Origin of the sequence: Nocardioides sp. SYSU D00038, assembly GCF_016924665.1 — a bacterium.
Classification (GTDB): domain Bacteria; phylum Actinomycetota; class Actinomycetes; order Propionibacteriales; family Nocardioidaceae; genus Nocardioides.
In genome coordinates this window covers 28,903-48,282 of sequence record NZ_JAFFJT010000022.1, presented here as the reverse complement: position 1 = coordinate 48,282, position 19,380 = coordinate 28,903, and the positions used below count along the sequence as shown (strand labels likewise).

Below are 19,380 nucleotides of genomic sequence, written 5' to 3'. Positions count from 1 at the left end.
ACCGCCGCCAAGGGTGGGTACCGACCGGGACGACCCCGGCGTCCAAGGAGGATCCATGTCCAGCAGCACCTCGGAAGGGCGCGCCACCGCGCCCCGCAACCGGACCCACTACCTCTACATCGCCGTCATCGTGGCGGTCGGCCTCGGCGTGCTGGTCGGAGCGGTGGCACCCGACTTCGCCAAGCAGCTCAAGCCGCTGGGCGAGGGCTTCGTCAACCTGATCAAGATGATGATCCAGCCGGTCATCTTCTGCACGATCGTGATCGGAGTCGGCTCGGTGGCCAGCGCCGCCCGGGTCGGCAAGGTCGGCGGGCTCGCGCTCGGCTACTTCATCACCATGTCGACGGTCGCGCTCGCCATCGGCCTGGTGGTCGGCAACCTGCTCAAGCCTGGCGAGGGCCTCCGGCTCGACGACGACGTCGCCAGTGCCGGTCAGGCCCAGGCCGCCGACTCCCACTCCAGCACCAGTGAGTTCCTCCTGGGGATCATCCCCGACTCGATGCTCTCGGCGCTGACCAGCGGCGAGGTGCTGCAGACGCTGCTGGTGGCCCTCCTGGTCGGCTTCGCGCTGCAGAAGATGGGTGCGAGCGGCAAGCCGGTGCTCCGCGGCGTCGAGCACGTGCAGCGACTGGTCTTCCGGGTGCTGGCGATGATCATGTGGGCCGCGCCGATCGGTGCGTTCGGCGCGATCGCCGCGGTGGTCGGCGAGACCGGTCTCGAGGCGCTGAAGAGCCTGGCGGTGCTGATGGTCGGCTTCTACGTCACCTGCTTCCTCTTCGTGTTCCTGGTGCTGGGCGCGATCCTCAAGCTCGCGACCGGGGTCAACATCTTCACCCTGCTGAAGTACCTCGCCCGCGAGTTCCTGCTCATCGTCTCCACCTCCTCCTCGGAGTCGGCGCTGCCGCGGCTGATCGCCAAGATGGAGCACGCCGGTGTCGACAAGCCCACGGTGGGCGTCGTCGTGCCGACCGGCTACTCCTTCAACCTCGACGGCACCGCCATCTACCTCACGATGGCCTCGCTGTTCATCGCCGAGGCGCTGGGCGACCCGCTGTCGATCGGCGAGCAGATCTCCCTGCTGGTGTTCATGATCATCGCCTCCAAGGGCGCCGCCGGGGTCACCGGCGCCGGCATGGCCACCCTGGCCGGTGGGCTCAGCTCGCACCGGCCGGAGCTGGTCGACGGCGTCGGCCTGATCGTCGGCATCGACCGCTTCATGTCGGAGGCTCGCGCGGTCACCAACTTCGCCGGCAACGCCGTCGCGACCGTGCTGATCGGCCACTGGACCGGCGGCCTCGACCGCGGCCGCCTCGACACCGTCCTCGCCGGCGACGACCCGTTCGACGAGGACACCATGCTCGACGACGAGGAGGAGACCCCCGAGGAGACGAAGGAGCCCTCACTCGTCGCCGGTTGAGGAAGCTGCGTCGGCGACTGTCTCGAAACCCCCGCACTCGAACGCCCTCCGGTGGGGACGGGAAGCTCTCGGCTCACCGGGTTCGAGGCACCGGTGGTCGAGCAGCGACGAGCGCCAGCGAGGAGCGTCCGTCGAGACCCCAGCCGGCCGAACGCCCTCCGGTGGGAACGGGAGGGCTTTCGTCGCACCGGGTCTCGACGACGCTCGCTGGCGCTCGCTGCTCGACCAGCGGTGGGCGGGCGCTGGTTGAGGTGCGAGCGGAGCGAGCCTCGAAACCCGCGCACCCGACCGCCCTCCGGTGGGAAGGACAGGGCTCTCGGCTCACCGGGTTTCGAGACGGGACTTCGTCCCTCCTCAACCAGCGGTGGGCGCACCCGAACGCCCTGCGGAGGGCTTTCGTCGCACCGGGTCTCGACGACGCTCGCTGGCGCTCGCTGCTCGACCAGCGGTGGGCGGGCGCTGGTTGAGGTGCGAGCGGAGCGAGCCTCGAAACCCGCGCACCCGAACGCTGACAGTCCCATGGCTGCGGGCCGGGTGCGCCGACCCGGCGCTAGTTGTCACCCGGGTGCGCCGACCCGGCGTCAATTGACGACGGCTCGGCGGAACTCGGCCCGCTCGCGGTGGGCACGAGAGGCCTGTTGTCTCGCCGGGTCTCGAGGCTCGTCGCCAGGGCTCCTCGCACCTCGACCAGCGACGGGCGCGCGCGCCGACCCGGCCGGGGGGTCGCGGGTCGATACCGTAGGCCGCATGGTCGCGGAGCCCGGGCGCAGGTCCGCGGCCGGGGCGGCCGATGTGGCGTGGCGGCTGGTGGTCTCGACCGTGTCGAGCTGCCTGCGCCACCGGGTGACCGGGCTGGCGGCCGAGGGCGCGTTCTTCGCCGTGCTGTCGGTGCCGCCGCTGCTGTTCGCCCTGGCCGGGGCGATCGGCTACGTCACCGCGCAGTTCAACCCCGACGAGGTCGACCAGATGCGCAACGCGATCGCCGACTTCTCCGCGCGGCTGCTCACCGACCGCGCGGTCGACGAGGTGATCCGGCCGACCCTCAACGACGTGCTGCGCGGCGGCCGGTTCGACGTGATCTCGCTGGGCTTCGTGCTGGCCCTGTGGTCGGGCTCGCGGGCGCTCAACGTCTTCGTCGACACCATCACGATCATGCACGGCCTCGGCGGGCACCGCGGGATCGTCAAGACCCGCGCGCTGTCGTTCGGCCTCTACGTCCTGGCCCTGGTCACCGGCGTCGCCGCCCTGCCGCTGATGCTCGCCGGGCCGAGCCTGATCCGCCGCTCGCTGCCCGACGACCTCGACTTCCTGCTGACCTTCTACTGGCCGGTGGTCGGCATCGTCTGCATCTGCTTCCTGGCCACGCTCTACCACGTGTCGGTGCCGGTGAAGACTAACTGGAGCTTCAACCTGCCGGGGGCGGTCTTCTCGCTGTTCGCCTGGATCTTCGGGTCCTACGCGCTGCGCTGGGTGCTGACCGTCACCGCCGCCGACAGCAGGTCGATCTACGGCCCGCTGGCGGCCCCGATCGCGGTGCTGTTCTGGCTCTACCTGGTCGCGATCGCGGTGCTGATCGGCGCGGCGGTCAACGCGGCGTTCGACACGGTCTTCCCCCAGCGGGCGACGCGGCGCGCCCGCGGGGAGACCGTGGACTAGATTCGACGCGTGCCCGAGCCGTCGAACCCACCGAGCGCGGCCCGGTCCTACGAGCAGGTCTCCCTCCCCGACCGAGTCCGCTCGCCGTGGTGGCAGCTGGCCCGGCGGTTGCTGCTGGCCGTCGGGATCCTGGTCGGCACCGTGCTGCTGGTCTGGTTCGACCGCGACGGCTACCGCGACAACAACGACCCGCCCGACTACGACGTCGACCTCGTCGACGCGATCTACTACACGACCGTCACGCTCAGCACGACCGGGTACGGCGACATCGCGCCCGACGCCACCGGCGCGCGCCTGATCAACGCGTTCGTCATCACCCCCGCCCGGATCGGCTTCCTGGTCCTGCTGATCGGCACCACCCTCGAGGTGCTCGCCTCGCAGGGCCGCGAGATGTTCCGGGTCGCCCGCTGGAGGAAGAACATGGGACACCACGTCGTCGTCGTCGGCTACGGCACCAAGGGGCGCAGCGCGGTCGAGACGCTGGTCAACAACGGGCTCGACCGCGAGTCGGTCGTCGTCGTCGACCCCAGCTCGATCGCGCTCAGCGACGCCCACGCCGACGGGCTGGCGGTCGTCACCGGCGACGCCACCCGCCGCGAGGTGCTGCGCCGGGCCGGGGTCGCGGAGGCCGACCAGGTCATCATCACCACCGACCGCGACGACTCCAACGTGCTCGCCACGCTCACCGTGCGCCAGCTCAACCCCGACGCCTGGATCGTCGTCGCCGCCCGCGAGCAGGAGAACGCGCCGCTGATGAAGCAATCGGGCGCCAACTCGGTGATCACCAGCTCCGACGCCGTGGGCCGCCTGCTCGGGCTGTCGTCGCTCTCGCCCACCCTGGGCTCGGTGATGGAGGACCTGCTGACCTACGGCGAGGGCCTCGAGGTCGCCGAGCGCGACCTGCTCGTCTCCGAGGTCGGCAAGCAGCCCCAGTCGCTGCCCGACCAGGTGATCGCGGTGGTGCGCGACGAGAAGGTCTACCGCTACTTCGACCCCAACGTCACCGTGCTGGCGCGAGGCGACCGCCTGGTCGTCGTACGCCCGGCCAAGGAGCTGCCGTGGGCGCCCCGCCCCGGCACCCACGGGGAGGACTCCGCCAGCGACGACGCCTGACGCTGCCCCCACGAGGGGCGTTCGAACATCTGTTCGATGCTGTGTCACCATGGGCCATGGCCGGTGGGATGGCAGGCAGGCGCGGCAGGGGGGTGCCGATGGCGGAACGGGTGCGCTCCGGCGCGGCCGTGCCGGCCGAGCCCGTGGCAGCGCCGGCCGGCGAGCCGGAGCTGGTGCCGTGCCCGGCCCGGCACTGCTGGGTGGCCGACGCCCTGGACGGCGACGGTGTGAAGCGGCCGGGCCTGCTGGTGGAGTGGCGCCAGGGTCCGGGTGGCTGGCAGGGCCGGGTCGTGTACGCCGCGCGGGCGCGCGTCGACGACTGGGTGCTGGTGGAGGAGTGGCTGCCGGCGGAGCTGCTCACGCCGTGCTGAGGCGTGGGCCGAGCCACGCGTTCCGGAGGAACGTCCGGAAATGAGTCGAACCGCTGGCGTCTCGGGTCACCAGCGGTTCGACACCACGAACTCTACGGGAGTCCCGGTGACGGGCGGAACCCGTCGCGCCGCAAATGGCCCGGACGGGTCAGGCGAACCACCGGGTGGGCCATGCCGGGGCCACGGCGCTCAGGACGCGCATCAGGACGGCAGGCCGAGGCGGCGCGCCGAGCGCTGCCGCTGCCGGGTCAGCCGCAGCCGGCGCAACCGCCGGACCAGCAGCGGGTCCTGCTCGAGGGCCTCGGGGTGGTCGATGATCGCGTTGAGGGTGCGGTAGTAGTCGGTGGGGGACAGGTCGAAGCGCTCCCGCACGGCGGCGTCCTTGGTGTCGCCGCCGCGCCACCAGTCCCGCTCGAAGGCGAGGATGTCGCGCTCACGCTGGCCGAGCGTTTCGCCCTGCGTCCGGTCCTGATCCATGATCTGATCCTGTCAAACGTCGGGGCCGGGTCGCCAATCGGCTCGCCACCCGGTCCTGATATAAGTCTACTGATATGGTCCACTTTCACTCGGAAGGGTGGCCAGTCCACCCTGCTCGATCGGAAGTGAGTCCTCCATGGCGCGCGTCAACGGCGTCCGTCGGTCGGTCGCGGCCGCCCTCGTGGCGGCCGTCGCCGTCGCCCTGCCCCTGGTGGGCGGTGCCGACGCCGCGCCCGGCGACCTCGAGGTCCGCTGGGACGCCGGTGGCACCTCCTCGCCCGCGGGCTCGGTGGAGACCGGGCACGTGCGGCTGGGCAGCGGACCCTCCGGTCGGCTCGGCCTGGTCGTGACCGGCGGCCGGTTCCTGCGGGTGCCGACGCCGTGCGTCGCGAGCTCGGTGATCGCCGAGCGCTCCAGCCTCGACCAGCCCCAGACCACGCTGCGCTGCGAGGTGCGTGCCGGCACCGACCGCGTGGTGCCGTTCGTGGTCGAGGTCGGCAGCACCCGCGGGGTGCAGCTGCGGGTCACGGCCCGGTTCGCCGGCCGCGAGGACGTCTCGCCCTGGCACGTCGTCGGCGTCGGCCCCGGCACCGCGGAGCGCCGGCTGCGGCTGCTCTCCAGCCCCGACTTCACCAACGCCGACATCGCCGACCTCCGTCGTGGCCCGAGCAGCTGGCGCCCCGGCCGCTCGGAGAACTCCGTCAACCCCGCCTACCGCAAGGCCCTCGACGTCGTGCTCGACGACTGGCAGGCGGCCGACCCCGACGGCGTGCTCGTGGCCGGCGACCTCGTCGACGGGCGCTGGGGCGCCGACGCCGCCGGCACCGGCAACTTCGGGCCGGTGCGCACCCTCCGGGAGCGCAAGCGCGCGCTCAAGCGGGCCGCGGCGACCTACTACCCGCAGTGGCTCGAGCGGTTCACCCAGCGCGGGCTGCCGGTGCACACCGCCGCCGGCGACCACGAGTACGGCGACAACCCCTGGCCGGCCGAGCGCCGCGCGCTCGCGAAGTCCTTCGAGAAGGCCTACGGCCGCTGGATCGGCCGCACCCGCAGCGGCCACCTGCGCTACGCCGACCATCCCAGCGGGCCGCACGCCGCGTCGGCGTACGCCTTCCGGCCGCACCCGGACGTGCAGGTCGTGACGATCAACCCCTTCGACATCACCAAGGCGCGGGTGCGGATCGGGCTCGACCCGGCCCAGCGCCGCTGGCTGCAGGGCGTGCTCGCCCAGGCCCAGGCCGACGGCGTGCGGTGGACGATCGTGCAGGGGCACACGCCGGTGCTGTGGCCGGTACGCACCCGCGGCTCGAGTGCCCTGCACTACCCCGGCGGCGCGGGCTCGGACCTGTGGCGGCTCTTCGAGCGCTACGGCGTCGACCTGTACCTCTCCGGCGAGGTCCACGACATCACCCTCAAGGAGCACGGCGGGGTCACCCAGGTCTCGCACGGCGGCCTGTTCCAGTTCGGGCTGACCAACTACCTGCTCGTCGACGTCTACGACGACCGCCTCGAGCTGGCGCTGCGCGACTTCCGCGCGCAGTTCTCCGACGCCGCCGACGGCAGCCGGCTGTGGGAGACCCGCGGACCCGGGATGCCGAAGAAGCTCAAGGTCGCGCCCGACCCGCACACGATCGGCACGGCGGTCGTCACCCCGGGCGGCCTCGCCGACAGCAGCGGCGTGCTGCTCCCGCCCACAGGTCGGTAACAGACCATCAACACTCGACCAACAATCCGGGCGGCGAGCGGCTCGGTGTGCCTCCCTGCGCGCCCGCTCTGACCTGCGAGTTCGCGGCCCCTGTGGCCGTCGCCACATACCCGGGGGGAGTTGGGAGCATGCCCTCGGGGGCACTACGTTGGCCTCAGGAGGCACCGCCGATCAATGGGGGGTCGGTGCCGACCACTGGGGGATACAACAACATGAACACCGTCGTCGACGGCGCCGTACGCGCGCCGCGCAACACCGACAACCCGGCCATCAGCATCGTCGTGCCGGCCCGCAACGAGGCGCTCAACCTCGCCGTGGTCCTGCCCGAGCTGCCGCCGGTCCACGAGGTCATCCTGGTCGACGGCGGTTCCGTCGACGGCACGGTCGAGGCCGCCCGCAGGGCGATGCCCGACATCCGGGTGGTCCACCAGACCCGCAAGGGCAAGGGCAACGCGCTGGCCGCCGGCTTCGCCGCGGTCACCGGCGACATCGTGGTGATGTACGACGCCGACGGCTCAGCCGACCCGGCCGAGATCGAGAGGTTCGTCGCTGCCCTGGTCGCCGGCGCCGACTTCGCCAAGGGGTCGCGGTTCGCCCCCGGCGGGGGCAGCGCCGACATCACGCCGTTCCGCTCGGCCGGCAACTGGTTCCTCAACCGGATCTTCAACCGGATGTTCCGCAGCAGCTGGACCGACCTCTGCTACGGCTACAACGCTTTCTGGGCCGACCAGGTCGCCGTGCTCGACCTGCCCGACCACACGCTGCCCGCGCCGGCCGACGGCTCGATGCTGTGGGGCGACGGCTTCGAGATCGAGACCGTCATCGCCTGCCGGTTCGCCGCCGCTGGTGCCCGCACCACCGAGGTCGCCTCGATGGAGCGGCTGCGGATCTTCGGCGAGTCCAACCTGCGCGCCATCTCCGACGGCTTCCGGGTGCTGCGCACCCTGCTCACCGAGCGCCGCCGGGCCCGCCGGTTGCGCCGCTCGCAGGCCGCCGCCGGGATGTCCGTGCACCAGTCGGCCGCCGAGCGCGAGCCGGTCGCCGCCTGAGTCGCCTGCGCGGCGTACGCTCCGGCGATGGAGCAGCCGCGCAGCGACGCCGCAGAGGACCGGGCCCGAGCCGACGGGCGGTCGCCGTTCGACCGGTTCGTCGAGGCGGTCTACGGCCACGTCAGCGCAGCGCCGTTCTTCTTCGTCTGCCTGGCGATCGTGCTGGTGTGGCTGGTCAGCCTGCCGCTGTGGGTCGACCTCAAGGCGTGGCAGGTCGCGATCCACACCGTCTCGAGCGTGGTCTCGCTGCTGCTGCTGGTGCTGCTGGAGAACTCCGGGCGGCGCGCCGAGGAGGCCGCGCAGGAGAAGCTCAACGTGATCGCCGAGGCGCTCTCGGACCTGATGGAGTCGCGGGCGCGTGACGACGAGTCGCTGGCGGAGTCGGTGCGCCGGCTGCGCGACGCCGTGGGCCTGGAGGAGCGGCACTAGTCACTCCCGATGGTTGCGCTGACGTCTTCGGGTGGTTCGGCTCCGAACGGGTGTCGCGCGGGAGCGGTGACCACCTAGCCTCGCGGTCTCTCGTCGTCCTGGGAGGGACCCCTCATGCTGCAGACCCTGGCCGTGCGCGCCCTCACCGCGCTCCTCGCCGTCTCGGGAGCGCTCGTCGCGTTCGCCGCCGCGCCCGCGCAGGCGGCCGACCGCGACTGCGGCGACTTCGCCAACCAGGCCGCGGCCCAGCAGTTCTACGTCGCCAACGGCGGCCCGCACTCCGACCCCCACAACCTCGACTCCGAGGGCGACGGGCTGGCCTGCGAGACGCTGCCGTGTCCGTGCTCGACCAACCAGGGTGGCGGCGGACAGCCGGCCCCGGCGACCCCGCCGCGGCGCCAGCCGGCCCGGATCGTCAGCGTGCTCGACGGCGACACCGTGGTGGTGCGGTTCGCCACCGGACGCCGCGCCACCGTCCGGCTCGTCGGGGTCGACACCCCGGAGCTGCGTGGCCCCGAGTGCGGCGCCGTCGCGGCCAGCCGCCTGCTGCGCAAGGTGCTCCCCGTCGGCACCCGGGTCGTGCTCGTCGTCGACGGTCCCCAGCCCGACAAGGACAAGCACGGCCGGCTGCTGCGCTACGTGCTCAAGAACGGCGGCAAGGACGTCGGCCTGGCCCAGCTGCGCCGCGGCATGGCCCGGGTCCTGGTGGTCGGCCGCAGCTTCGAGCGTCGGGCGTCGTACCGGTCGACGGAGTCGACGGCGCGTCGTACGAACCGGGGCAGCTGGAAGACCTGCTGGTGACCCGCGCCGCTGGTTGAGGAGGGACGAAGTCCCGTCGCCGCTGGTTGGGGAGGGACGAAGTCCCGTCTCGAAACCCCGCGAGCCGAAGGTCGGCCGCAACCAGCCTCAGGCGGGCAGCGCGAGCGCCCCGGCCGGGTACGGCTTCACGCCGGCCCCCAGGTCGAGGAACCGGCGGGCGGTGTCGCTGACCTTGACGATCCGCAGCTCCCCACCCACGTGGCCGGTGGCGGCGTGCGCCCACAGCAGCACGTTGAGGGCGGCGCAGTCCATGAAGCTCACGCCGGAGAGGTCGACGTCGATCGCGACCTGCCCCTCGTCGAGCAGGCGCCCCAGCTTGCTGCGGATGCCGAGCACCTCGGCGAGGTCGAAGTCGCCGTCGACGGCGACGTCGGCGCGGTGGTCGTACGTGATGGTCTGGTTCATGTCTGCTCCCGAGTGACGGTGGGCCGGGAACGGCGGCCCTGACGACGCAGCACGGACACTCTCGGTGCTCATGACGGTACGCGGCCTGCTCGCCCTCCGGCCCACCCTGCAGGGTGACAGCCGCACATCCCCATCGTGGGCTGTGCCACGCTCGGGCCGTGCCCGCCCAGACCCGCGCCGTCACCGCCGACAACTTCGGCGCCTGGCTGCTCAAGGTCGACCCGGCGGCCACCGACGTACCCCACCTCCTCCGCACCGGCTTCCGCACGGTCACCACCCGCTGCGTCCGCCCGTCGTACCGCACCGACCTGGTGGCCCTCGACCAGCCGTTGCTGCTCTGGGTCAGCGGCAGCTCAGCCGTCACTCCCGCCGGCATCTACGCGCACGGCCGCACGACCGGCCCGGTCTCCCACGACGAGTCCCAGCTGGTCATGCCCGTCGAGCTCGAGCCCCTCGACCCGCCGATCTTCCGGACCGAGTTGCTCGCCCACCCGGTCCTGTCGCGGATCGAGGTGCTGCGGATGCCCGCCGGAAGCAATCCGTCGTTCATTTCCGCCCATCAGCTCGCCGCGATCGGCTCGCGACGAAAAGACCCCACCGTCCCCGGTGGGGGCGATGGGGCCTGAATCTGCTTCCTGGTGGGCGATACTGGGTTTGAACCTTTGAGAAGCGGTGCTCCACTGGTCCTCGCGGCGACACTGTTCTGAGCGTAAACTCGCAGGTCAGAGGGCACTTTCGGGATTTTCTGACGCCTGACAGATGAAGCCATCTTCGGACAGATTCAGACGTCTATGTTCCCCGTATGTTCCCCGAAAGGCGACACTGGGAGGACACAAGATGGCTCGGGCAACCAGTAGCGCCCGCCGCGGCTTCGGCCGGATCGAGCGGCGCGAGTCCGGCCGCTACCGCGCGGCGTACACCGGTCCCGACGGCCAGCTCTACCGCGCTCCGGTCACCTTCGGCGCCAAGGACGACGCCGTCGCCTGGCTGGCCGCTCGGCGCGCCGAGATCCAGATGGAGGTCTGGGCGCCAGACGCCGCTGCCCGCGGTGCCTCCCGCGCATCGGTCCCGCTCCTGCGCGACTACGGCGACTTGTGGCTCGAGGGTCGCAAGACCCGCGGCCGCGAACTGCGCCCCACCACCCGCCAGCAGTACCGGATGCTGCTCGACACCTACATCTACCCGACCTTCGGTGACGAGCGCCTCGACCGGATCACCGCCGAGGACGTCACCAAGTGGTACGACGCGCTCGCGCCCGGCAAGGAGACCGTCCGCGCCCAGGCGTACAGCCTGCTGCGCACGATCCTCGGCTCGGCGGCATCGGAACGGCCGAAGCCGCTGATCCCGTACAACCCGGCGCACATCCGTGGGGCCGGCAACGTGAAGCGCGTCCACCAGGTCCGGCCGGCCACGCTCGACGAGCTGGCGAAGATCGTCGAGGAGCTGCCCGACCGCTACCAACTGATGGCGCTGCTCGCGGCATGGTGCGCGATGCGGTTCGGCGAGCTGGCCGAGCTGCGCCGCGGCGACATCGATCTGCGCAACAACCGGGTCAACATCCGTCGTGCCGTGGTCCGTGCCAGCGGGAAGTTCATCGTCGGCTCGCCCAAGTCGGACGCGGGCGTCCGCGACGTCGCGATCCCGCCGCACCTGATCCCAGTCGTCAAGGCGCACCTGAAGAACCACGTCGCCACGGGGAAGGACGCGCTCCTCTTCCCGGCCGCGGCCGACGGCAACGCCCACATGGCGCCGTCGACGCTCTACAAGGTCTACTACCCGGCTCGGAAGAAGGCCGGACGCCCGGATCTCCGCTGGCACGACCTCCGCCACACCGGCGCCGTCCTCGCCGCCCAGACTGGCGCGACTCTCGCCGAGCTGATGGGACGGCTCGGCCACTCCACGCCCGGCGCGGCTATGCGCTACCAGCACGCCGCCGCCGACCGCGACGCCGAGATCGCGCGACGGCTCTCTGCGTTGGTGTCGGAGCCGAGTGGCACGGTGGCCGAGTGAGCACGTGGACCGCCGAGTTCTACGAAGACGCCGATGGTCGGCGTCCCGTTGAGGTCTGGATGGGTGATCTCGGCCAGGTGGAGTTCGAGGCGCTGGCGACTGCGATCGAGGAGATCCTCGAGAAGGACGGCATCGCACTCGCCGGCACGCCCTGGTTGAAGGCCCTCGGTGAAGGACTCCACGAGTTCCGGGTCCGACACGATGCGGCGACGATCAAGGCTCTGTACGCCGACTCCGGCGCGAGCAAGCCGACGAAGCCCGCGAAGATCCTGCTCCGGCTGTTCGTGCACTTCCACGGCCAGAAGGTCATCCTCCTGCTCCACGGCTACGACAAGGGCACCGACGACAGCCCGCGCCGCCAGAACAAGGAGATCGAGGAAGCGCGGAAGCGTCTCCGCGCCTGGCGGCTTGCGCAGGCGAGCAAGTCGAAGAAGCAGCCGCGGAGCAAGTCACGAAGGAGACGCTGACTCAAACATTGTTCGTATGGGTTATCACCCATACAATGGTCGACGAGAGGAGTGACCATGGCCAAGAAGTTCTCCGAGTACGCACGCGAGCGCCGTGCCGACCAGAGCGCCGAGGGGCGCGAGGCCGAGCGCGTCTTCCGTGCTGCCTACGCCTTCGGCCGCGTCATCTACTCCGCTCGCAAGGCTCGCAACCTCCGCCAGTCGGATCTCGCCGACCTCAGCGGCGTCGCGCAGGCTGACATCAGCCGGATCGAACGCGGCATGATCGCGCCGACCGTCCCGACGCTCATCAAGCTCGCCGACGCGCTCGGCGCTCAGATCCAGTTCGTACTGCCTCCTGCCGACGACAACGCCGCGGACTCGGGGACCGAGCACGAGGTGTTCGCGCTGAGCGTCGGCGCATAGTTCGACGCGAATGCCAGGGGCGCGCTGGCGATTGCTACGGCGCGAGCACGGGACGCAAGGTCACGAAGCTTGTAGATCCATGTTGGCGCAGTAGGCGCCGGGTTCCCGCGTCCAGCGCCACGACCGTGGACCCCGACCCCTTTGCCTCCACGGTGGTCACATCCTGAACGAGGGCTGCCTCCTGCGGGACACCCTGTCTGGGGGCGGCCAAGATCATCAGAACCACCCGGATCCGGACGGGGAACGGATTCGGGTTCTCGAAACTGACCTTCTGAGCATCGATGTCGTAATCGAGCTCGCGTCCGTCCCCATCGAGCGACTTCAGTTCGACGTACTGCGTCTCAGGCGAGACGTCGAGAACAGTCACGTCGGCGGTCTCCAGCGTGATCTCGCGGACCTGCTGCTCACCGCGACCTTCGAGTTGCACTAAGTCAACGTTCGCACCGGGCAAAACGACGGCGCGCCCGGACTCGGTCCCAAACGCGGTCGTGACCCGAACATCGGGAAGGACAGCACCGTTGGCATCGCGCGCGACAAGTCGACCATCGACAGTCACCGCGGCGCTCGTCGGGTTCTCGAAGTCGAGGCCCATGTCGATGTAGCCGCTTTCCGCGATGCGCGTGAACGTAGTCGTGAACTCAGACCCCTCTGGCGTATGCGGCTCGGCCCCGTTATCGGTGGTTACGGCGGAGCATGCCGAAACCACCATGAGCGCGCAGATGAGGAGCGGCAGCAGGGCGCGCGGTGTGATCACGGCAGAAGGATGCCCTACGCGCGCGGTTGGTATTGCCACTCGCCCGACGCAAGGGTGGCGGCGCGTTGCTCGGGAAGGGTCTTGCGGATGAGCGGCTGCCAAGCTCGGCGGATCGGGTCGGGCAGCTCAAGGTCCTCCCAGATGTCGACCAGCAGCGCGCCGTCGATGAAGTCGAGCATGTCCGTCGGTCCGCCCTCGCGGAGGATGAGCTCATAGGCGCGCGCCCGTTCGGCGCGGTCGGCGAGATGATATTGCTGGCGCGGTGCGGGCCAGGGGTGGCGCGGCCCAGGGAGCAGGACAGAGGCGAACGCTCGCTGGGGGTCCAGCTGCCACAGCTGGTGGGCGAGCCAGAACGGATGCAGCCCGTACTGCCCGGGCACCTCCACGAACTCGACGGCGGGCCTGACCTCGAGCCGGTGGTGAGCGGCCTCGATGATCCGCTCGGCGACCGCCAGCGAGGGCGACTTGGTGCCACGTTCGTACGCCGAGAGCGTTGGCTGCGACGTACCGGCGAGCCGCGCAAGGGCGTCCTGGGTCAGCCCGGCCGCACGGCGGGCGTACACGAGCAGGGCGTGCCCGGACACACTTCGAGCATATCCGACCGGATCTGATCACGGATCGAACCGAGTTTCCCTGTCTGACCTGCCCGAATGCGGACAACGGCCGAAGTAGCCGGTCGTTCGGGGGCGGCGTGTCGCGGCCAAATCGGGACAGGCCTACACACCTACCTCTGGACAGGGGTCTGCCCTGAGACAGGAGGAGCGACGATGAGCGTGGCGAAGTGCCTCGGCCTCGACGAGGTCGACGGCCCCGCGATGGTGGCTGCAGCAGTGGCGTGGCAGCGCTGGTGCCATCAGGATCCAGAACTGGCGGTCGTTGACGAACTGCTCGACCTTCCCGGCTGGACGCGCCGGGCCACAACCGCGGCCAAGGACGCCCTGCAGGCCCGTCTGCACAGGCTGGCGCAGGACGACGCCGAGGCCGCGACGGTTCTGGCCTGGCTCCTGCTGCCAGGCGCGACCCGGCTGGCCGACAAGCTGCGTGACCTATCGCCGGACATCGACGCGCTGACAGCTGGCGAGCTGTGGCTGCACATCCGAACGCGACCGGTGGACCGTTGCGTGGCTGCGACCATCCTCCGCGCCGTGCGCCGCTCCCTGCTCGCCGAACTGGGCCACGCCGAGGCGGCTCGGCGGCACGATCGCACTTGGGCGAACACCACTCTGCGCGACAACCCCGAGGACCTCGACCTCCTCGCGGGTGTTCCCGAAGTTCACGCCGATGCGATCTTCGAAACGAGCCTCCTCGTGCAGTCTGCGCTCTTGAGCGGCTTGGTCAGCCTGCCTGATGCGTCGCTCCTGGAGGCGCTTGCGACTGCGGCGGACGAGAGATCCGCTCCGGGGCGACGAGGACGCGCCGGGCTTACTTCGCCCGCTGTAGTCGAGCACGTCGCCCGCTATCGGCCCCAGTCGGTGCGATCGATCCGGCGACGTGCGTCGATGCTTTTGGACCGGCTCCGCCGGTACGCCGAGGACGAGCGACTCGTCGAGGAGCTTCGCGCCTTCGTCGCGGCGCACGAAGTCCCGCCGATGACCCTCGATGACGTCCTCGAGGATTACCTGTGGCAGCACATCGAGGAGTACGTCGACGAGATACACCGCGAGCTCGACGAGTCCGCGTGATCCAGAATGTCGCGCCCGGGCCTTCCGGACCTCGCCGGACCTAGGGATTGCTCAGGTGCGGATACCAGATGCCGCGAACGACAGGAACGCCGAAGTCAAAGTTGCCAATGCGCTGTTGGATCGCCTCGGGTGACAGTTCCTCGACGCTTCCCGGGCGCGGAAGAGCGCCATCTGGCGCATACACCTCACGAACGAACTCGAGGGCATCGTCGACGTCGTAGGCCGAGACGGCGCACGCGAAGGGCATCCGGCATCCTGTCGCCTCGAAGTCGGTGATGAGGAACGCGCGGAGAGCGCTCGACCGCTTCATGATGCGAGTCTAGGAATATCGGCGCCCGGCAGCCCGCCCGTTCTTGCCGCGGGCACGAACCAGGCTCTGATCGCCTGACGCACGAAGGCGACGGTCTTCCTAATGCGACACTCCGGTCATGACGGCCGACACCGAACTCGACGATCGATGGATTCTCGGTCTACGCGACGTCATCGTCGAGTCCGTCGATCGGGAAGAGTTCCGAATCCTGATCGTCCTCGCTGACGGCAGGACGCTGACCATCGAGGGAGCTGCGACTCTCGGAACCCTCGACACAACTGAACCGAGGACGGACGTCTGGGACGCCCAAGAAGGAGAGGAAGATACGCTCGCGCATCTCGTGGGCCAGAGGGTGCTATCCGCAGTGGTGTTCAAGACCGGGGCCCTCCGCCTCGTCCTGAGCTCCGGCACTTGCGTACGCGTTCCCGCGGACGATCACTACGAGGCGTGGCAGCTCTCGGATGTCGACGGCTCGATGCTCATCTCGTTGCCGGGCGGCGGCGTCGCCAAGGTCCCCGGCCCGGACTAGCCAAGTCACCGGCCCACCAAGTGCGATGAGGCGGACAGGCACCCTGAGCACGTTCGCGGTGCTCCCGTGACTCACATGCCGATGCCGGGTGCTGTGCTCGACGGTGCCGGTCGACTTTGCTCCAGGCCGACGGGGTCAGGGCGACGGCGCGGCGGCGCCACCATCTTGCGGATCCGGTAGCGCAGCGCCGCCGTCGGGAGCTCGGACGGGAACGGCCGACGAGCCGCTCTCGCCAACAGTTGCTCGGGATCGCGGCCCTGGCGCTTGAGCCGGTCCAGCTCGCGGGCGAGGTCGAGCGTGTGCTCATCGGCCAGGCCGACGTAGGCGACGATCCGGCGCTCCCACGAGTGAACGGCTTCGTCGTACCTGCTGTTAATGGTGCGGATCAGGTTGCGGTGATGCCACGCTGCTCGATCGTCCGTGGGCACTTGCCCCGCGATGCTGCGTTCGTCGGGCGTGATGCCCTGCGCGGCCCTCCAGACGGCGAGGTCCGAGCGGAGTTCCATGGAGAGGACGTCGTCGTAGTCGTCGAGCCAGGCGGGCAGCGTCTCGTCCGCTCGTTCCCGGACTGCGCCAGCGAGGTCTTCGACCAGCCGGGCACGCGCGGACAGATACGGACCCCATCGCGGATGCTCGGCCACCTCAGTTGGAATGCCCGAGAGCCACGGGAGCGGGCCGGACTGGACGGCCTGGTCGTCGTCAGCCCCGAGGACCACGTGGGTGGCGTACGCCAGGACATCGGCGTACCGCGTCGCTGCGTCTTGGAGACGCGCCTCTGGCGTCGCGGCCTGCTGCCGAGTCGACGTCGCCGAAACCGATGCGCCGTCGCGGGCGAGCACGCGCGCGAGGATCTCGGCTGCGGTGAGTTGCTCGGTGATGCCGGGCAGTTCGAACTCGCGGCCGTCGCTCAGGTTGTCCGTGATGACGTGGAGGTGGTTCTCGGCGCGGCCGCGGGTCAGCATCGTGTAGAGCAGCTGTCGGGTCTCCTCGCCGGTGACGACGCCGTGCATGACGTCGGCGGTCAGGCCCTGGGCGGTGTGGACGGTGGAGGCGTAGCCGAGCTCGACGTGGGTCGCGACGTACTCAGCAGGCAGCACTGTCGTCAGGCCGGAGTCTCGGTGGCGCACGGTGAGGCGGCCGTTCCTGATGTCGGTGACGGGTCCAGCGGTCACCGTTCTTGACCCAGTCCGTGCTGCTCACCACGAGCCGGCGGTCGTTGCGTCGGGTGAGTACGACGTCGCCGACCGACGCGTAGGTGCCATCGCGCAACTGCACCTGGACGTCGGGAGCGGCGTCGCCCAGTCGTGCGGCTCGTGCGCGGTCGTTGAGCTCACGCACGAACTCCTGGGTCGGAGCCAGCATCAGGCAATCGCGGCCCGCGCCCTGTTCGCGCTGCCAGGCGTCGAAGACCGCGTTGAGGACGGTCTCCTGGTCGCCGACGTGGATGCGCTCGTGGTCCAGGTAGTAGCCAAGCGACTTGCGGTCGCCGTCCCGCAGTGCCAGCGATGCCTCCGACTCGATCGGGTCGTCGAACCTCACAACCTCATCGAGGCGTACGGCGCCGTGGGTACGGGCGATGTCGCGGAGAACTCCGCCGGCGCCGATCGCGGCGAGCTGCTGGTTGTCGCCGATCAGCCGGACGACCGCGCCGCGCTCGGTGGCGAAGCTGATGACCCGGTCGAGGCTGGGGGTGTCCGCCATTCCCGCCTCGTCGATGACGAGCAAGGTGCCCGGCCCAACCACAGACGCGAGCGGCGAGTCGGGCTGCGTGTCGAGGTCGTGGACGAGCTTGGCGAGGGTCTCGCACGGCATGCCGGTGGCGTCGCGGAGGGCCGCCGCGGCGGCCGCAGATGGGGCGAGCCCGAGCACGTCGGCGCCTGCCTCCGTCCACACGCCGGCGAGTACCCGCATCGCGGTCGTCTTGCCGGCTCCCGCTGGCGCGAGCGCGAGCTGTACGCGTCGGCCGCTGGTGACCATCGCACGGACCAGCTGCTCCTGGCCGGCGTTGAGCTCGGTGCCGTCGAGGCGAGCGGCGAGGATCGCCAGCTCGACGTCGTCGGTGGACCATGCCACTGCGTCGGTGCTCGCGGCTGCGGCGACGATGCGGGCCTCGGCGTCGAGCACGCGCGCGGTGGTGAAGTGGTCCCGGCCGGTGTGGCGGTAGACGCTCGTGCCGTCCGAGCGGCACAGGCCGGGTGGTTCGCTGATCGGGTCGCGGTCCGGCGTGAGGTTGACCGACAACTCCGTGACCTCGTTGACGACCCAGCTGACGGCCTCGGGGACCAGCTCGGCTGGGAGCCCAGCGCCGCGGATCTGGCGATGAGCCTCTGCGTGCACGTGCCAGGACTGCCAGGTCGCCCGGTGCGCCTCGAGTTCGCCGAGCACGCGCTCGGCCGTCTCCCGGACCCACCAGGTCGACACGGTCGCCTCCGTCCGCACGTCGGTCGGGTGGAGCGCGGCCTGCGCCATCCGATCGACGGCGTCCGGAGAACCGAGTACGTCGACGGCCTGACTTCGCCAGGTCGTTCGCTGCTCGTCGAGTGATCGCGGCTCGTGCTTGGCCTCGCGCGTCTCCAGGTTCGCCTGCTGGGCCAGTGCAACGGCCTCGACTGGCGCCGGCGTACGGCCGTGCGCGTCGCGGAAGTCACGGGTGAGCTCACGCTGGCGGGCCACGATGTCGGCTCGTCGACGGGACCACGCCTCGCAGAGTTCGCGCTCGACGCCGACGATCTCGCGGATCGGCCGCTTCTCTCGATCGACACCCGGCCGCTCGGCGAACTGCACGCCGAGTTCCTCGACGAGGTGTCGCTCCAGGGCGGTGTTGTAGGTCTCCGACGCGGCGACCACGTGCTGGTGCAACACGCGCCCGTAGATCGACAGCCACTTGCCTTGCTTGGTCTGCACCTTGTTCGCGACCGCCACGTGTGTATGCAGGTCGGGGTCGCCGGCGCGGGAGTCGCGGTGGGTGAAGGCGGCGGCGATGAGTCCGCGGGTCTCGACCTGGCGGGCGCCGTCCTTGCCCTCGCGACTGAACAGGGCGTGCTGTTCGATGAAGGCGAGAGCGTCGGCGACTGCCGCCTGGTGGGCCTGCTCGATCTTCGCCGCGATCTCCGGCGGCGCGACCGCCCAGAGCGCGGAGACGGACTTCGCCGGACTGAACGTCAGGTCGAACCCGGCAACGGCCGTCTGCCGCGGCCGCGAGTACCTCGCGAGCGCGGCGGACAGCTCGCGGGCGAACGCAGGTTCTCGTCCGTTCTCCGCGACGAAGAACTCACGCGCTGCGGTCGATCGAGCCGTCGCCCGCTCGGCCGGCGTTGGCGTGGGCGAGTGGACGAGCAGTTCGTCGACCCGGGCGTTGAAGGCATCGACCGTCTCATTGGCGTAGACCTTGTACCCCGCGCCAAGTGGACGCCCGGTGATCGGGTCGCAACCGCTGCCGAACAGGTTCTTCATCTGCTCGGCCGTGACGATGTCCCCGATCGCCAGAGCATCAACGCCGTCGAGGCCCGAGCCGATCCATCGACCAGGCGCCTCGCCCTTCGCCGAGTAGTAGTCGGCCAGCGGGAGGCGCTTCTCCGTGGAGTCGAGCGCGGCGACCTGCCGGGTGAGGTACTCGTACCCCGAACCGGCGGACAGCTTCTGCAGCGTCATCGTCACGCCCCTCAAGGCCGCGAGCCAGCCGCGAGTGGCCAGGGGCATACCTGAATGGAAGAGGTGTGTGGTGAAGAAGGCAGGAGGAAGGCAGGGGGCCGAGGGTAGGGGCGGATGAGGCAATAAGGGCG

At 70.4% G+C, this 19,380-nt stretch carries 21 protein-coding genes; 14 read left to right on the top strand and 7 right to left on the bottom strand.

Annotated elements, in window-relative coordinates; translation table 11 throughout:
• Window positions 1-55 precede the first annotated feature (55 nt).
• From JT721_RS12680 to JT721_RS12665, 4 genes are all read left to right on the top strand, one after another.
• A complete protein-coding gene (locus JT721_RS12680; protein WP_205473505.1) occupies window positions 56-1,417 on the top strand; it encodes a cation:dicarboxylate symporter family transporter in 1,362 nt (453 codons plus the stop codon).
• 747 nt (window positions 1,418-2,164) lie between these two features.
• Entirely contained in the window at window positions 2,165-3,073 is a 909-nt protein-coding gene (locus JT721_RS12675; RefSeq protein WP_205473504.1) for a YihY/virulence factor BrkB family protein, read from the top strand.
• A 9-nt stretch (window positions 3,074-3,082) separates the two neighbouring features.
• A complete protein-coding gene (locus tag JT721_RS12670; protein WP_307828029.1) occupies window positions 3,083-4,186 on the top strand; it encodes a potassium channel family protein in 1,104 nt (367 codons plus the stop codon).
• Between the two features lie 98 nt (window positions 4,187-4,284).
• Window positions 4,285-4,557, top strand: coding sequence for a hypothetical protein (locus JT721_RS12665; protein WP_205473503.1), 273 nt, complete (start codon window positions 4,285-4,287; stop codon window positions 4,555-4,557).
• 201 nt (window positions 4,558-4,758) lie between these two features.
• Here the strand turns inward: JT721_RS12665 and JT721_RS12660 are convergent, their stop codons facing one another.
• A complete protein-coding gene (locus tag JT721_RS12660; RefSeq protein WP_205473502.1) occupies window positions 4,759-5,034 on the bottom strand; it encodes a DUF3263 domain-containing protein in 276 nt (91 codons plus the stop codon).
• 136 nt (window positions 5,035-5,170) lie between these two features.
• On the opposite strand from JT721_RS12660, the gene JT721_RS12655 reads away from it, so the two are divergent.
• The 4 genes from JT721_RS12655 (at window position 5,171) to JT721_RS12640 (ending at window position 9,018) form a co-directional block, all read left to right on the top strand.
• On the top strand, window positions 5,171-6,739 hold the full coding sequence (locus JT721_RS12655; protein ID WP_205473501.1) for a metallophosphoesterase: 1,569 nt from the start codon (window positions 5,171-5,173) through the stop codon (window positions 6,737-6,739).
• A gap of 212 nt (window positions 6,740-6,951) precedes the next feature.
• Entirely contained in the window at window positions 6,952-7,788 is an 837-nt protein-coding gene (locus JT721_RS12650) for a glycosyltransferase family 2 protein (protein ID WP_240340666.1), read from the top strand.
• A gap of 27 nt (window positions 7,789-7,815) precedes the next feature.
• Entirely contained in the window at window positions 7,816-8,217 is a 402-nt protein-coding gene (locus JT721_RS12645) for a low affinity iron permease family protein (RefSeq protein ID WP_205473500.1), read from the top strand.
• Window positions 8,218-8,331: 114 nt separating this feature from the next.
• Window positions 8,332-9,018 (top strand): thermonuclease family protein, encoded by a 687-nt coding sequence (locus JT721_RS12640; RefSeq protein ID WP_205473499.1) that lies wholly within the window; start codon window positions 8,332-8,334, stop codon window positions 9,016-9,018.
• A gap of 105 nt (window positions 9,019-9,123) precedes the next feature.
• On the opposite strand, the gene JT721_RS12635 is transcribed toward JT721_RS12640, so the two are convergent.
• Window positions 9,124-9,441, bottom strand: a complete 318-nt coding sequence (locus JT721_RS12635) for an STAS domain-containing protein (RefSeq protein ID WP_205473498.1) — start codon at window positions 9,439-9,441, stop codon at window positions 9,124-9,126.
• Window positions 9,442-9,599: 158 nt separating this feature from the next.
• Between JT721_RS12635 and JT721_RS12630 the strand changes: the two genes are divergently transcribed.
• From JT721_RS12630 to JT721_RS12615, 4 genes are all read left to right on the top strand, one after another.
• Complete coding sequence (locus JT721_RS12630) at window positions 9,600-10,067, top strand: hypothetical protein (protein ID WP_205473497.1); 468 nt, start codon at window positions 9,600-9,602, stop codon at window positions 10,065-10,067.
• A 211-nt stretch (window positions 10,068-10,278) separates the two neighbouring features.
• Complete coding sequence (locus tag JT721_RS12625; protein WP_205473496.1) at window positions 10,279-11,451, top strand: site-specific integrase; 1,173 nt, start codon at window positions 10,279-10,281, stop codon at window positions 11,449-11,451.
• Window positions 11,448-11,918, top strand: coding sequence for a hypothetical protein (locus JT721_RS12620; RefSeq protein ID WP_205473495.1), 471 nt, complete (start codon window positions 11,448-11,450; stop codon window positions 11,916-11,918). Before JT721_RS12625 ends, JT721_RS12620 begins: the two co-directional genes overlap by 4 nt.
• Before the next feature lie 57 nt (window positions 11,919-11,975).
• Window positions 11,976-12,323 carry a helix-turn-helix domain-containing protein gene (locus tag JT721_RS12615; RefSeq protein WP_205473494.1) on the top strand — a complete coding sequence of 116 codons (348 nt, stop codon included), beginning with the start codon at window positions 11,976-11,978 and terminating at the stop codon, window positions 12,321-12,323.
• A 34-nt stretch (window positions 12,324-12,357) separates the two neighbouring features.
• Here JT721_RS12615 and JT721_RS12610 read toward each other — a convergent pair whose 3' ends face one another.
• Window positions 12,358-13,077, bottom strand: a complete 720-nt coding sequence (locus tag JT721_RS12610; RefSeq protein ID WP_205473493.1) for a hypothetical protein — start codon at window positions 13,075-13,077, stop codon at window positions 12,358-12,360.
• 14 nt (window positions 13,078-13,091) lie between these two features.
• Window positions 13,092-13,661, bottom strand: a complete 570-nt coding sequence (locus JT721_RS12605; RefSeq protein WP_205473492.1) for a helix-turn-helix domain-containing protein — start codon at window positions 13,659-13,661, stop codon at window positions 13,092-13,094.
• Between the two features lie 183 nt (window positions 13,662-13,844).
• On the opposite strand from JT721_RS12605, the gene JT721_RS12600 reads away from it, so the two are divergent.
• Complete coding sequence (locus JT721_RS12600; RefSeq protein WP_205473491.1) at window positions 13,845-14,759, top strand: hypothetical protein; 915 nt, start codon at window positions 13,845-13,847, stop codon at window positions 14,757-14,759.
• A gap of 40 nt (window positions 14,760-14,799) precedes the next feature.
• Here JT721_RS12600 and JT721_RS12595 read toward each other — a convergent pair whose 3' ends face one another.
• Window positions 14,800-15,069 (bottom strand): hypothetical protein, encoded by a 270-nt coding sequence (locus JT721_RS12595; protein WP_205473490.1) that lies wholly within the window; start codon window positions 15,067-15,069, stop codon window positions 14,800-14,802.
• 118 nt (window positions 15,070-15,187) lie between these two features.
• Between JT721_RS12595 and JT721_RS12590 the strand changes: the two genes are divergently transcribed.
• Entirely contained in the window at window positions 15,188-15,598 is a 411-nt protein-coding gene (locus tag JT721_RS12590; protein ID WP_205473489.1) for a DUF6188 family protein, read from the top strand.
• A 71-nt stretch (window positions 15,599-15,669) separates the two neighbouring features.
• On the opposite strand, the gene JT721_RS12585 is transcribed toward JT721_RS12590, so the two are convergent.
• Entirely contained in the window at window positions 15,670-16,695 is a 1,026-nt protein-coding gene (locus JT721_RS12585; RefSeq protein ID WP_205473488.1) for a helicase C-terminal domain-containing protein, read from the bottom strand.
• A complete protein-coding gene (gene mobF, locus JT721_RS12580) occupies window positions 16,682-19,249 on the bottom strand; it encodes a MobF family relaxase (protein ID WP_205473487.1) in 2,568 nt (855 codons plus the stop codon). The genes JT721_RS12585 and mobF overlap by 14 nt, the downstream gene beginning before the upstream one ends.
• Window positions 19,250-19,380: the final 131 nt, after the last annotated feature.